Consider the following 361-nt stretch of genomic DNA (forward strand, 5'->3'; position numbering starts at 1 on the left):
TTATAGGCATGCTGAATATGATCCACTCGTTTTAACTGTGCAGGAACATAGACTAATTCTTGTCGTTGCACACACGAACCAATCTCTTTTAACCTTTCATGACAATCTGGACAGGTACAAGCATCTCCCATCAATTCATGGTGGATGACTTCTGGTTTAAATTGCTGAAAAATGGCTTGCCGTTTGCCTTTCGCTTTTTTCCGACGATAAGTAATGGTTTCTTCTTCTGCTGCTTTACCTGGGACAGTCACTTTCTTCTTCAGGAAATTCCATGTCATCAAACAAGCTCAATTGATTCTGGTTATAGTCACGCTTTTCAGAGGATTTACCATAAAGTTTTTTGGTAAGGTAAGCAACTTGT

2 protein-coding genes are annotated in these 361 nt (G+C 39.3%); both read right to left on the reverse strand.

Annotated features, from left to right (window positions below):
- Positions 1 to 278: IS66 family transposase zinc-finger binding domain-containing protein (locus ACTQZM_RS12105; protein ID WP_441653906.1), on the reverse strand; the 278-nt coding region annotated here is incomplete at its 3' end.
- On the reverse strand, positions 235 to 361 hold a 127-nt coding region (locus tag ACTQZM_RS12110; RefSeq protein ID WP_441653907.1), incomplete at its 5' end, for a transposase domain-containing protein. The genes ACTQZM_RS12105 and ACTQZM_RS12110, both read right to left, overlap by 44 nt.

It is taken from the genome of Enterococcus cecorum, assembly GCF_052119425.1.
Classification (GTDB): domain Bacteria; phylum Bacillota; class Bacilli; order Lactobacillales; family Enterococcaceae; genus Enterococcus_E; species Enterococcus_E cecorum_C.